The sequence below is a fragment of the Niallia sp. Kr1 genome (assembly GCF_050389805.1).
Classification (GTDB): domain Bacteria; phylum Bacillota; class Bacilli; order Bacillales; family Cytobacillaceae; genus Bacillus_BD.
The window spans coordinates 4,711,303-4,722,500 of record NZ_CP130945.1; the positions used below are offsets into that span (position 1 = coordinate 4,711,303).

Annotated in this window: 10 protein-coding genes, 25 tRNA genes, 2 rRNA genes and 1 pseudogene (1 of these 38 running past the window's edge); 1 reads left to right on the forward strand and 37 read right to left on the reverse strand. The window is 44.9% G+C overall.

What is annotated here, in order from left to right; all coding sequences use genetic code 11:
* Positions 1-16: 16 nt before the first annotated feature.
* The 4 genes and pseudogenes from Q5760_RS23085 to Q5760_RS23100 all read right to left on the reverse strand — a co-directional run.
* Positions 17-796, reverse strand: a complete 780-nt coding sequence (locus Q5760_RS23085) for a hypothetical protein (protein WP_428909895.1) — start codon at positions 794-796, stop codon at positions 17-19.
* A gap of 232 nt (positions 797-1,028) precedes the next feature.
* The gene (locus tag Q5760_RS23090) at positions 1,029-1,985 is read right to left on the reverse strand and encodes a glycerophosphodiester phosphodiesterase family protein (protein WP_428909896.1); all 957 of its coding nucleotides are present in this window, start codon (positions 1,983-1,985) and stop codon (positions 1,029-1,031) included.
* A gap of 11 nt (positions 1,986-1,996) precedes the next feature.
* A complete protein-coding gene (locus Q5760_RS23095; RefSeq protein WP_428909897.1) occupies positions 1,997-2,521 on the reverse strand; it encodes a general stress protein in 525 nt (174 codons plus the stop codon).
* 22 nt (positions 2,522-2,543) lie between these two features.
* Positions 2,544-2,774, reverse strand: a pseudogene (locus tag Q5760_RS23100) (YnfA family protein); the annotation flags it as partial.
* Between the two features lie 183 nt (positions 2,775-2,957).
* Here Q5760_RS23100 and Q5760_RS23105 point away from each other — a divergent pair.
* The gene (locus Q5760_RS23105; protein WP_428909898.1) at positions 2,958-3,590 is read left to right on the forward strand and encodes a LysE family transporter; all 633 of its coding nucleotides are present in this window, start codon (positions 2,958-2,960) and stop codon (positions 3,588-3,590) included.
* Between the two features lie 50 nt (positions 3,591-3,640).
* Here Q5760_RS23105 and Q5760_RS23110 read toward each other — a convergent pair whose 3' ends face one another.
* The 33 genes from Q5760_RS23110 to Q5760_RS23270 form a co-directional block, all read right to left on the reverse strand.
* Positions 3,641-4,411, reverse strand: a complete 771-nt coding sequence (locus tag Q5760_RS23110) for an ABC transporter permease (RefSeq protein ID WP_428912667.1) — start codon at positions 4,409-4,411, stop codon at positions 3,641-3,643.
* Positions 4,411-5,301, reverse strand: coding sequence for an ATP-binding cassette domain-containing protein (locus Q5760_RS23115; protein WP_428909899.1), 891 nt, complete (start codon positions 5,299-5,301; stop codon positions 4,411-4,413). Before Q5760_RS23115 ends, Q5760_RS23110 begins: the two co-directional genes overlap by 1 nt.
* An 11-nt stretch (positions 5,302-5,312) precedes the next feature.
* Positions 5,313-5,513, reverse strand: coding sequence for a PLD nuclease N-terminal domain-containing protein (locus Q5760_RS23120; RefSeq protein WP_428909900.1), 201 nt, complete (start codon positions 5,511-5,513; stop codon positions 5,313-5,315).
* A gap of 14 nt (positions 5,514-5,527) precedes the next feature.
* Positions 5,528-5,734, reverse strand: a complete 207-nt coding sequence (locus Q5760_RS23125; protein ID WP_428909901.1) for a transcriptional regulator — start codon at positions 5,732-5,734, stop codon at positions 5,528-5,530.
* Entirely contained in the window at positions 5,731-6,051 is a 321-nt protein-coding gene (locus tag Q5760_RS23130; RefSeq protein ID WP_428909902.1) for a YxlC family protein, read from the reverse strand. Before Q5760_RS23130 ends, Q5760_RS23125 begins: the two co-directional genes overlap by 4 nt.
* The gene (gene sigY, locus Q5760_RS23135; protein ID WP_428909903.1) at positions 6,038-6,580 is read right to left on the reverse strand and encodes an RNA polymerase sigma factor SigY; all 543 of its coding nucleotides are present in this window, start codon (positions 6,578-6,580) and stop codon (positions 6,038-6,040) included. Before sigY ends, Q5760_RS23130 begins: the two co-directional genes overlap by 14 nt.
* A 150-nt stretch (positions 6,581-6,730) precedes the next feature.
* Positions 6,731-6,821 (reverse strand) — tRNA-Ser (locus Q5760_RS23140).
* A gap of 38 nt (positions 6,822-6,859) precedes the next feature.
* Positions 6,860-6,934: transfer RNA gene (locus Q5760_RS23145), tRNA-Asn, on the reverse strand.
* Between the two features lie 142 nt (positions 6,935-7,076).
* Positions 7,077-7,153: transfer RNA gene (locus tag Q5760_RS23150), tRNA-Ile, on the reverse strand.
* Positions 7,154-7,161: 8 nt separating this feature from the next.
* A tRNA-Gly gene (locus Q5760_RS23155) sits at positions 7,162-7,235 on the reverse strand.
* Positions 7,236-7,256: 21 nt separating this feature from the next.
* Positions 7,257-7,338, reverse strand: a tRNA-Leu gene (locus tag Q5760_RS23160).
* A gap of 9 nt (positions 7,339-7,347) precedes the next feature.
* Positions 7,348-7,422: transfer RNA gene (locus tag Q5760_RS23165), tRNA-Cys, on the reverse strand.
* Between the two features lie 7 nt (positions 7,423-7,429).
* Positions 7,430-7,501, reverse strand: a tRNA-Gln gene (locus Q5760_RS23170).
* A 16-nt stretch (positions 7,502-7,517) separates the two neighbouring features.
* Positions 7,518-7,593, reverse strand: a tRNA-His gene (locus Q5760_RS23175).
* Between the two features lie 19 nt (positions 7,594-7,612).
* Positions 7,613-7,683, reverse strand: a tRNA-Trp gene (locus tag Q5760_RS23180).
* Between the two features lie 13 nt (positions 7,684-7,696).
* Positions 7,697-7,780: transfer RNA gene (locus tag Q5760_RS23185), tRNA-Tyr, on the reverse strand.
* Between the two features lie 25 nt (positions 7,781-7,805).
* Positions 7,806-7,881 (reverse strand) — tRNA-Phe (locus tag Q5760_RS23190).
* Between the two features lie 65 nt (positions 7,882-7,946).
* Positions 7,947-8,023 (reverse strand) — tRNA-Asp (locus Q5760_RS23195).
* A gap of 3 nt (positions 8,024-8,026) precedes the next feature.
* Positions 8,027-8,100, reverse strand: a tRNA-Met gene (locus Q5760_RS23200).
* Positions 8,101-8,120: 20 nt separating this feature from the next.
* Positions 8,121-8,213, reverse strand: a tRNA-Ser gene (locus tag Q5760_RS23205).
* 20 nt (positions 8,214-8,233) lie between these two features.
* A tRNA-Met gene (locus Q5760_RS23210) sits at positions 8,234-8,310 on the reverse strand.
* A gap of 28 nt (positions 8,311-8,338) precedes the next feature.
* Positions 8,339-8,414: transfer RNA gene (locus Q5760_RS23215), tRNA-Ala, on the reverse strand.
* Positions 8,415-8,430: 16 nt separating this feature from the next.
* Positions 8,431-8,507 (reverse strand) — tRNA-Pro (locus tag Q5760_RS23220).
* 19 nt (positions 8,508-8,526) lie between these two features.
* Positions 8,527-8,600, reverse strand: a tRNA-Arg gene (locus Q5760_RS23225).
* A 14-nt stretch (positions 8,601-8,614) separates the two neighbouring features.
* Positions 8,615-8,703: transfer RNA gene (locus Q5760_RS23230), tRNA-Leu, on the reverse strand.
* Between the two features lie 12 nt (positions 8,704-8,715).
* Positions 8,716-8,787, reverse strand: a tRNA-Gly gene (locus tag Q5760_RS23235).
* Between the two features lie 143 nt (positions 8,788-8,930).
* Positions 8,931-9,012 (reverse strand) — tRNA-Leu (locus Q5760_RS23240).
* A gap of 4 nt (positions 9,013-9,016) precedes the next feature.
* A tRNA-Lys gene (locus Q5760_RS23245) sits at positions 9,017-9,092 on the reverse strand.
* A gap of 67 nt (positions 9,093-9,159) precedes the next feature.
* Positions 9,160-9,235, reverse strand: a tRNA-Thr gene (locus Q5760_RS23250).
* Positions 9,236-9,240: 5 nt separating this feature from the next.
* A tRNA-Val gene (locus tag Q5760_RS23255) sits at positions 9,241-9,316 on the reverse strand.
* A gap of 3 nt (positions 9,317-9,319) precedes the next feature.
* Positions 9,320-9,394 (reverse strand) — tRNA-Glu (locus tag Q5760_RS23260).
* Positions 9,395-9,401: 7 nt separating this feature from the next.
* Positions 9,402-9,517 (reverse strand): 5S ribosomal RNA (gene rrf, locus Q5760_RS23265).
* A gap of 63 nt (positions 9,518-9,580) precedes the next feature.
* Positions 9,581-11,198: ribosomal RNA gene (locus tag Q5760_RS23270) — 23S ribosomal RNA — on the reverse strand; it runs 1,318 nt beyond the window's last position.

Sequence of the window (11,198 nt, forward strand, 5' to 3'; positions counted from 1 at the left end):
ACCCTAGTTTTTTTCTTTAGTTACTAGCTCTTCTTTTTATCACCCAATAAGCAATAATCCCTCCGCTTAGGATCACAGCAAAAACACTAAATATATTTCGTTGCATTTCGAATGGAGATTCATTGCTTGGAGCGACTGCATTGGAAATCGATGTTTTTTCGGTCACAATCTCACTGTCTTTATCGCTATCATTCACCAATTCTAGCACACTATTATCTTCTTCTATTGTCTCTTCTTCCGCCATATTTTCTTCTATTAACTCCTCCTCATTAGGTGCTGACTCTAGATCGTTAGCTACCGTAGAGGAATCATTTTGATCAGATTCATCATCCTTTGAAACCGTAGTGGTGGCTTTCCGATTGTCTGTATCTTTGACAGTTGATGTAGGAGTCCAGTTATTGGTTTTAGAAGTCGTGTTTGTACTTGTGCTTGATTGCCTTTTTGGCTGGGTTGTCGTTGTAGACTCTTTCTTCTCCACTGGTTTAGTAGACTTAGGTTTAGCTGGTGTACTCGTTTTCGGCTGTTCTGATTTTTGCGTGTCTTGTTCGGTTGATGGTTTTACTGGTTCTTTTGGTTCCGTTACTACAGGCTCAGGAGTCGGTTCTGGTTGTGGGGGTGGTTTGATTTCTTCACTCGGTTCAGGCGTTATGATCGGATCCTGTGCTGGCTTCGGTTCCACTACTTCATTTTCAAGATTCGTTGATGGGGCTTCCTCCGCATATGCTAGTTGGGACAACGCCATCCCCAAAACGAACACTAGTAGAGTTCCAATCACCGATAGACCTTTAGCTTTCATCTTCATTCCCCTCGCTTTGTATGTTTGATTCTATGTAAACGTATGTATGGCAAAATGCTATAAACGATAAAACGATCCATATTAAGAAAAAAGAATTGGGTTATTTTTCCTACTCCACTCTAGTATATCTTAAAAAAAGACCAGTGTCATTGCATGTTTTACTAGACAAAATAGAGTGCCAGGCACCTTCTAGAAACTGGAAGATGCCTGGCGCTCTATTTCTGCTAATTGATCATTCTCCGATTCTATCTATTCGGTTTGTCCATATGCCACCGCGATAGTTTTCAGGGATACGTTCTAGGTCCTGTTTTGTATCAAAGCCTTCGGACCAACCGCCGTCCCCTGCGACGAGGATGACTCTTGTTCCAACAGATTCCATTCGTCCAACAAATTTACTGTGATAGCCCCACAGATATGGAGCGTATTTTTCTGGGATATGCAATTGCGTGTTTTCACAAGCTGATGGGATATAACCAGTCCACCCCACTGCTAGATAGGGAAACAGGCAACTTTTCATTGTATCTAATGACATGACTCTCATGTCAGGCTGGGCTTCTTTTAGAGCCGCAATGGGTTCATCACCCCCGTAAACGGATAGAGTTTCCAACCTGGCTTTTGACAGATAATCCGCCAGCTTCTTTCCTTCATTCGGGTCATTACTTTTGATATGAATTAAAAAAGATTTTTCAGGAAAAGTCGTTAACACTTCATCTAAAGTTGGCATAAGCCCTGTCCCTTTGCCACGGAATGGATAGGTTTTTCCATGATCAGCCGTATATCCATAGCCAATATCTAATTGTTTCAACTCATCCATTGAATATTCCCTTACAACACCGTCGCCATCTGTTCGACATTCTAGTGTCCAATCATGAAAAACAGCAAACTCTCCATCCGTTGTGGGCTGAACATCCAGCTCAACCACATCGGCACCAGCCTCAAAAGCCGCCTTCATGGCAGGGATCGTGTTCTCTAAGTAGGGATGCTCAGGCTCATAAATTCTCTCCGCCGTACACGTTTCTCCCGTAATGCCTTCCATTGGAAAAGTCTGTCCCAATCCACGATGGGCGAGCAACCATGGTTCTTGGTCACTATTTTTTGTGAAAAATGAGGTATTATTTATGTACATGAATAATACTAAAATAAATAAAAATATAAAAAATCTCTTGAGATATTTCTTCAACCTCTTCATCTTATCCCCCATTATGCCTTCAAGTTGCGCTCAAAATCTTTATTTAAACTGGCTTGTTTTAATCTCTTTGTCCTCAATAAATGCTTAAGGTCCGCACGACTATCGTAGGAGAGTTGAATATGAAAATAGTTGATATACTCAAGGATTGCAAATAGATAAATAAGACCCGAAAGGATCATACCACCTATTGGTAGCGATGAATCCCATTTGAAAAAGTCATAAATAAATATGAACGGAGATACGACGATTAAGCCCAGATTCCATTTCTGCAAAATTCTTAAGATTTTAACCATCCCAATAGGAGTTGCAGACCTATTCTCTTTCTTTAACCTCTTCCATTTTGCATACCAATACATGCTTCCCTGTACTAAAAGAAACTCCAAAAGAAAAAATGAAACCCAAAATGAAAAAAGAGAATATAGCTTTAACGAAGGGTAAGCTCGATTTACAACAAAACTTAACATCATAAATAAGATTAACGATACAGACTCGCCTGTCCATAAATAGAAAAATCTCTTCTCTAATTCTTTTCTCATTGGTTCATCACCTCCCTAGCTCCTAATGTCTCGGTGCTAATAATATAACTATAACCCCTACTTCAACTAGGCAAATCCCCGCCCCAATCCAGTCATACAGATCAGGGGTGTTCTTATCCACTCCCCAGCCCCATAGGATGGAAAGAACGATGAATACCCCGCCATAGGCTGCATAAACCCGACCAAACGTCGGAAAGGACTGGAAAGTTGCAATGACGCCATACATAGCCAATATCACGCCCCCAATAATCCCGCAAGAATAAATACAATAGTTGATAGTAAAATGTTTAATAACTCCTTATCTAGAAAAACTCTTAAATTGATTATATCAACAAACCAACTTCTAACAACTTTATGAAAATAAAATCATAGCGCTCCTCTTTTTCACATAAAAATGTACAAGTTATGATTTAGGCTCGTGAGTGGAGTGATTGTATTGAGTTTAACCACCTTATTAAGTTATCTTTTACTAGGATTTACATTAGCTGCACCTATTGGGCCTGTCAATTCAACCCGATTCGATAAAGGAATTAAAAACGGTTTTTGGCATGCCTGGGTTGTCGCGGTGGGTTCGATGATTGCGGATGGCATCTTTATGCTGCTCGTTTATTTGGGTATGGTTCATTTTCTCGAAATACCAATTGTCCAAATTTTTCTTTGGTTATTTGGGGCGTTTGTTTTGCTTTACTCAGGATTTGAAGGAATCTTCACCATCGATTCCATTACGTTGGCGAATAACAGGGGAAAAGACTCTTTATTTAATTGTTTTCTAACTGGATTTATCATGTCGATCTCAAGTCCACTTTCCGTTCTGTTTTGGCTCGGGATTTATGGCTCCATCTTGGCGAAAACCGCCCAAGCTTTCGGTACCGAACAACTCCTCATCTATAGTGGGATGATTTTTCTCGGACTAGCTCTATGGGATGTTCTCGTAGCCGCCCTAACCAACAGCTTCCGGAGATTTTTAACCGTAAAAAGCCTTCGATTTATCTCCATGGCCTCATGCGTTTCCCTAGTCGGATTTGGCCTATACTTCGGGTACCAAGGTCTCCATGCCCTTTTCGGTTAAAAAATAGAGTGCCAGGCACCTTCCAATTTATGGAAGGTGTCTGGCACTCCTTAATGATGTCGTTTAAAGGAATATACCGCCATCCCAAATAATGCAACCGATAGTCCTAGTGTACTCCATACAACGGTCCAAACAGAACTGAGCCATTGTCCTTCTAATAAAACCACGGAGGATTGTGCGCGTAGATTTCCAGGACTCCATTCTGTATATTTTGGAAACAACGTGGTTGCTAGACTAATCACTGCAAGTAAGAGGGCGCTTGCACCTGCAATCCCTCCACTACTTTTCAACCAGGTTCCAAACAAAACCGTAACAACGACAATAAAGACAATCCAAAGACTGTACACAACAAGACTTCCTAGCATTCGATCCCATGGCACATAACTGAACAAGAGGTTTGTATAGTACCAAGTAAACAGATAGCTTACCCCTAATGCCACGAGCAAAATAAAAAGCTGGGCTACACATTTACTAGAGATATATTGCAAAGCACTGATCGGTCTTACCATAAGAAGAGTTAACGAGCCGTTTTGTCGCTCCTGTGATATGACTCCCATTGTAGCGAGAACAAATAGGAGAGTTCCAATCGTTCCGTACTGTGACAACGTCCCCATTAACACCTCTTCACCCGTTGGCGTTGGAATTTCAATCACGGCTCCTTCAGGAAGATTGCCCGCTGCTTCAAGAATTTGCGGCATATAATAGCTTGTGATCGGCTGGGTAATTCCAATGATGATCATGACGATGGGAAGCCAAATCCATTTCCCATTACGAAGACTTTCCTGCATTTCTTTTTTAAATAGGGTAAGAAAGTTTCTCATCACTCCATCACCTCCAAATAAGCGTCTTCCAATGAACCTTGCATCATTTCATAGTGCGTGACCGTCCTTTTTTTAAAAAGAATATGTTGCAACAAATCATTGGTTCTCTCCATATCCTTCAACGTAATCTTCGCTGTATATGGATCGGAATAATCGATACTTTCAATATACCCTGTATCTTCTAAAACACCCGCAAGAGGTTCTCGCGTTTGAAGCTTGATGGCAAATGAATCAAACTGCTTCTTCAATTGATCTAGCGTCCCGTTCCATTTTAAATCCCCATCTTTTAACATCAAAATCTCCTCACAAACCTGCTCAGCGTCATGTAAAATATGGGTTGAAAATAAAATCGTCATCTCTTTTTTTAACTTATGGATAAGCCCAAGGACTTCACGTCTTCCCGTTGGATCAAGTGCTGAAACAGGCTCATCCAAAATTAATAGCTCTGGCTCATGAAGTAAAGCCTGCGCCAACCCTAATCTTTGCTTCATTCCTCCAGAAAAACCACCAATTTTCTTATTTTTTACCTTATCTAAACGGACAAATGCCAATGTTTCATCAATCCGAGCAAGAAGCTGCTTTTTCGGGACATGGGAGAGGTTTCCAACAAGCTGCAGAAATTCCCTTGGCGTCATCCAATTAAAGAAAGAGGGATGTTGCGGCAAAAAGCCAATTAATGAACGTGGATCCACATTCTCATTCCCCACAAACTGAATGCTTCCGGTCGTCGGTGAGACCAAACCTGCTAACATTTGCAAAGTCGTTGTTTTTCCAGCCCCATTTGGACCGATTAAGGCCACACAGCTCCCTTTTTCGATTGAAAACGTGATGCCCTTCACTGCTTGATGTTCCTTAAAACGCTTTGATAAATTCGTGATTGAAACGAGCATTTCTCTCCCCCCTATCCATTTCTACGTCCTATGACAAAATAAAGAATCGGTCCCAATATATTGATGAAAATAATGATAAGTGCCCACATCCATTTCGGTCCATTGGTTTCTTCTTGCCGCAGGCAACTAACAAGAGCCGTGGTCATGAGAATCAGTTGTAATACAAAAAGCGGTGCTACTAACTCCCAATTTACTTCTTGAAAAATATCCATCTTCCATTCTCCTTTTATTTCATTTTTTGTTGTCTTTTTCGCGGCCACACCACAAATATTAAATAAAACACAGTAGGCAAAGGAAATTGAATGAGTCCCCAAATCCCCCAAAACCAAGCATAACTGCCATGTTTCTTAGCATGTATAAATAGAAGTGTACTTTGAAGGAATAAAATGATCACAAGGAGCGGTATTAAAATGTACTGTTCCACTGTTGTCATAAGATTGTCTTCCCTCTTTTATTCTTTCTTTTTACTAAAACAAATAGAATTATAGGCGGTAATAGACTTGCGCCAACTTGAATGACGATAAAAATTCCAGGTGCCCGAACAAAACTAAACGCAAAAGAACTTAATATAACAAAAGCGGTACATAAGAAGATCACTAATTCCTTGTAAAACGTCCTTCTCTTTTTCTCTCGATAATCATGGAGTAACTCCTTCACTTCCACCTTTGAAACCGATTGTTCTCCTAATTCATCAAGCTGCCGCCAATCTCGCTTTAATTGGTTGATGTTCGTTTCATCATTCCTTTTCATCGTTCCACTCCTTTCGCAATTGTTTTAACCCGTTATGCACCCGCGATTTGACTGTACCTTCCTTTATTCCAATCATGTGGCTAATTTCCTTGTAACTATACCCATAATAGTGATGCAGCAAAACCGGAATTCTTACATCGGCATCGAGCTGATTAAAATCCGAAAATAGGTCGCTCCATTCCATTCCTTTTTGGTCTGCCTGCCAGGTCAACTGACGAGAAAGGGTACGTTTAACTTGGTCCAACCATTTTCGCTCACGCTTTTTTCTGCGAAGTAAATCCATATAGTGCCTTGACGCAATCGAAATCATCCACGTTGAAAACTTCCCCTCACCCTTATAGGAGGATAAATGGGTATAGCATTTCAACATGGTTTCTTGGGCGATATCCCTGCTTAACTCTTCATCAAGAGTAAGCTTAAGTAAATATTTGTATAAAAAAGAATAATACCGTTGTATAAGGGCTGTAAACGCATCATCATCGCCATCAAGTGCCATTTGGATTAATACTCCGTCCTCCTCAAGTTCCATAGTAAGCCCCTTTCTTTTTAGTTCCAATCATAAGACGACCACCACGTGCAAATCGTTCACTACAAAATAAAAAAATAGAGTGACAGGCACCTTCCAGTTTCTGGAGGGTGCCTGTCACTCTATTTTAAGTTGATTCATATGTATATTCAATGGCGGAGAAGGAGGGATTTGAACCCTCGCGCCGGTTACCCGACCTACACCCTTAGCAGGGGCGCCTCTTCAGCCACTTGAGTACTTCTCCATCGAAAACTGTAAACGATTTCAACCGTAAAATAAAAATGGCTCCGCAGGTAGGATTCGAACCTACGACCGATCGGTTAACAGCCGATTGCTCTACCACTGAGCTACTGCGGAGTAATAAATATTTTGTCCTAAATGTTGCTTGTGGTCGAACTTGTGCGCCAAAAGCGATTTGCTTTTGTTGCAAAACGAATCCCCTGCGGGACGATTCGTTTCTCTACCACTGAGCTACTGCGGAACAATTCTAATATATAAATGGTGGGCCTAAATGGACTCGAACCATCGACCTCACGCTTATCAGGCGTGCGCTCTAACCAGCTGAGCTATAGGCCCATTATGTATGGAGCGGGTGAAGGGAATCGAACCCTCGACAACAGCTTGGAAGGCTGTGGTTTTACCACTAAACTACACCCGCATATATTAAAAATTCTCTCGATACCGGTGGTCGGGGTCGAACCGACACTCCTGAAGGAACACGATTTTGAGTCGTGCGCGTCTGCCAATTCCGCCACACCGGCTAAAACGTATGGAGGCGGCAACCGGATTCGAACCGGTGAATAAAGGTTTTGCAGACCTTGGCCTTACCACTTGGCTATGCCGCCAAAAAAACTGGGCTAGCAGGGATCGAACCTACGAATGACGGAGTCAAAGTCCGTTGCCTTACCGCTTGGCTATAGCCCAATAGTATCAAATTAAATGGGGCGGCTGATGGGAATCGAACCCACGAATGTCGGAACCACAATCCGATGCGTTAACCACTTCGCCACAACCGCCATTATAAAGTTTTTAGAACAGGGGTAGTAGGAATCGAACCCACACCAAAGGTTTTGGAGACCTTCGTTCTACCTTTAAACTATACCCCTATATAAATGTATATGGTGGAGGGGGACGGATTCGAACCGCCGAACCCGAAGGAGCGGATTTACAGTCCGCCGCGTTTAGCCACTTCGCTACCCCTCCAAAACCTTAGGGACATAGGGAAATATGGTGGCTCAGGACGGAATCGAACCGCCGACACATGGATTTTCAGTCCATTGCTCTACCGACTGAGCTACTGAGCCGTATAAAAGATACTTTCCTAAAGCTAGTTTAAAGTCAATTTGTTGCTACTGACTAGATAAAATAATGGCGGTCCGGACGGGACTCGAACCCGCGACCTCCTGCGTGACAGGCAGGCATTCTAACCAACTGAACTACCGGACCAGATTGCGGGGACAGGATTTGAACCTGCGACCTCCGGGTTATGAGCCCGACGAGCTACCGGACTGCTCTACCCCGCGATAATAATAGTAAATGTAAATGGCGGAGGAAGAGGGATTCGAACCCCCGCGCGGTTTAACCCGCCTGTCGGTTTTCAAGACCGATCCCTTCAGCCGGACTTGGGTATTCCTCCGTTTTACAATCGTATGAAAATGGTAGCGGCGATAGGGATCGAACCTACGACCTTTCGGGTATGAACCGAACGCTCTAGCCAGCTGAGCTACGCCGCCAAAATAATATAGAAGATTTTAAAGAATATGGTGGAGACTAGCGGGATCGAACCGCTGACCTCCTGCGTGCAAAGCAGGCGCTCTCCCAGCTGAGCTAAGCCCCCAATATTGTAAAAATCATGGTCGGGAAGACAGGATTCGAACCTGCGACCCCTTGGTCCCAAACCAAGTGCTCTACCAAGCTGAGCTACTTCCCGTTTTTTTAAAAAATAAAAGCGCGCCCGAAAGGAGTCGAACCCATAACCTTCTGATCCGTAGTCAGACGCTCTATCCAATTGAGCTACGGGCGCATTATTATATTAGATGGTGCCGAGGACCGGAATCGAACCGGTACGGTAGTCACCTACCGCAGGATTTTAAGTCCTGTGCGTCTGCCAGTTCCGCCACCCCGGCCGGCTACGATAGAGCGGAAGACGGGATTCGAACCCGCGACCCCCACCTTGGCAAGGTGGTGTTCTACCACTGAACTACTTCCGCATATTGAATTTCGGAATTATTTCAGAATGAGGTCTGTGGTCTTGTGCGCTAAAAGCCTATGGCTTTTATTGCAGATTGAGCCTCTTCGAGGCGGTCAATCTTCTACCACTGAACTACTTCCGCATATCACGTAGAGAAAATGATGCGGGTGAAGGGAGTCGAACCCCCACGCCTTGCGGCGCTAGATCCTAAGTCTAGTGCGTCTGCCAATTCCGCCACACCCGCAAAATGGTGAGCCATGCAGGATTCGAACCTGCGACCCTCTGATTAAAAGTCAGATGCTCTACCAACTGAGCTAATGGCTCAATATAACTTGTACGAATACAATGATTTTATACTAAGTTCACCTAGCATGTTCAGGACAATGAAGCCTGGTGCCGGCCAGAGGACTCGAACCCCCAACCTACTGATTACAAGTCAGTTGCTCTACCAATTGAGCTAGGCCGGCAAATATGGTGGAGGATGACGGGCTCGAACCGCCGACCCTCTGCTTGTAAGGCAGATGCTCTCCCAGCTGAGCTAATCCTCCATATGGTGACCCGTACGGGATTCGAACCCGTGTTACCGCCGTGAAAGGGCGGTGTCTTAACCGCTTGACCAACGGGCCAATATCAGCCTGGCAACGTCCTACTCTCACAGGGGTAAAACCCCAACTACCATCGGCGCTGAGAAGCTTAACTTCCGTGTTCGGGATGGGAACGGGTGTGACCTTCTCGCCATTGTTACCAGACTATTATGTTTGAGGTATTGCTCCCTCAAAACTAGATAATGTATGCTAGACAATCATGAATGTGTGGTTAAGTCCTCGACCGATTAGTATTTGTCAGCTCCACATGTCACCATGCTTCCACCTCAAACCTATCAACCTGATCATCTTTCAGGGGTCTTACTAGTTTAACACTATGGGAAATCTCATCTTGAGGGGGGCTTCATGCTTAGATGCTTTCAGCACTTATCCCTTCCGCACATAGCTACCCAGCGATGCTCTTGGCAGAACAACTGGTACACCAGCGGTGCGTCCATCCCGGTCCTCTCGTACTAAGGACAGCTCCTCTCAAATTTCCTACGCCCACGACGGATAGGGACCGAACTGTCTCACGACGTTCTGAACCCAGCTCGCGTACCGCTTTAATGGGCGAACAGCCCAACCCTTGGGACCGACTACAGCCCCAGGATGCGATGAGCCGACATCGAGGTGCCAAACCTCCCCGTCGATGTGGACTCTTGGGGGAGATAAGCCTGTTATCCCCGGGGTAGCTTTTATCCGTTGAGCGATGGCCCTTCCATGCGGAACCACCGGATCACTAAGCCCGACTTTCGTCCCTGCTCGACTTGTAGGTCTCGCAGTCAAGCTCCCTTGTGCCTTTACACTCTACGAATGATTTCCAACCATTCTGAGGGAACCTTTGGGCGCCTCCGTTACTCTTTAGGAGGCGACCGCCCCAGTCAAACTGCCCACCTGACACTGTCTCCCAGCCCGATAAGGGCTGCGGGTTAGAATTTCAATACAGCCAGGGTAGTATCCCACCGATGCCTCCACCGAAGCTGGCGCTCCGGCTTCCAAGGCTCCTACCTATCCTGTACAAGCTGTACCAAAATTCAATATCAGGCTACAGTAAAGCTCCACGGGGTCTTTCCGTCCTGTCGCGGGTAACCTGCATCTTCACAGGTACTATAATTTCACCGAGTCTCTCGTTGAGACAGTGCCCAGATCGTTACGCCTTTCGTGCGGGTCGGAACTTACCCGACAAGGAATTTCGCTACCTTAGGACCGTTATAGTTACGGCCGCCGTTTACTGGGGCTTCAATTCAAAGCTTCGCCTTGCGGCTAACCTCTCCTCTTAACCTTCCAGCACCGGGCAGGCGTCAGCCCCTATACTTCGCCTTGCGGCTTCGCAGAGACCTGTGTTTTTGCTAAACAGTCGCCTGGGCCTATTCACTGCGGCTTCTCAGGGCTTTAACACCCTAAAAAGCACCCCTTCTCCCGAAGTTACGGGGTCATTTTGCCGAGTTCCTTAACGAGAGTTCTCTCGCTCACCTTAGGATTCTCTCCTTGACTACCTGTGTCGGTTTGCGGTACGGGCACCTAATCCTCGCTAGAGGCTTTTCTTGGCAGTGTGGAATCAGGAACTTCGGTACTATATTTCCCTCGCCATCACAGCTCAGCCTTCACGCAGGTGGGATTTTCCTCACCTGCAGCCTAACTGCTTGGACGCGCATATCCAACAGCGCGCTTACCCTATCCTCCTGCGTCCCCCCATCACTCAAACGGATTTTGGTGGTACAGGAATATCAACCTGTTGTCCATCGCCTACGCTTTTCAGCCTCGGCTTAGGTCCCGACTAACCCTGAGCGGACGAGCCTTCCTCAGGAAACCTTAGTCAATCGGTGGATGAGATTCTCACTCATCT

Bases quoted from the DNA above. Each gene is read 5' to 3' on its own strand.
- Q5760_RS23085 (WP_428909895.1), bottom strand. From the start codon at position 796: ATGAAAGCTAAAGGTCTATCGGTGATTGGAACTCTACTAGTGTTCGTT.
- Q5760_RS23090 (WP_428909896.1), bottom strand. From the start codon at position 1,985: ATGAAGAGGTTGAAGAAATATCTCAAGAGATTTTTTATATTTTTATTT.
- Q5760_RS23095 (WP_428909897.1), bottom strand. From the start codon at position 2,521: ATGAGAAAAGAATTAGAGAAGAGATTTTTCTATTTATGGACAGGCGAG.
- Q5760_RS23110 (WP_428912667.1), bottom strand. From the start codon at position 4,411: ATGAGAAACTTTCTTACCCTATTTAAAAAAGAAATGCAGGAAAGTCTT.
- Q5760_RS23115 (WP_428909899.1), bottom strand. From the start codon at position 5,301: ATGCTCGTTTCAATCACGAATTTATCAAAGCGTTTTAAGGAACATCAA.
- Q5760_RS23120 (WP_428909900.1), bottom strand. From the start codon at position 5,513: ATGGATATTTTTCAAGAAGTAAATTGGGAGTTAGTAGCACCGCTTTTT.
- Q5760_RS23125 (WP_428909901.1), bottom strand. From the start codon at position 5,734: ATGACAACAGTGGAACAGTACATTTTAATACCGCTCCTTGTGATCATT.
- Q5760_RS23130 (WP_428909902.1), bottom strand. From the start codon at position 6,051: ATGAAAAGGAATGATGAAACGAACATCAACCAATTAAAGCGAGATTGG.
- sigY (WP_428909903.1), bottom strand. From the start codon at position 6,580: ATGGAACTTGAGGAGGACGGAGTATTAATCCAAATGGCACTTGATGGC.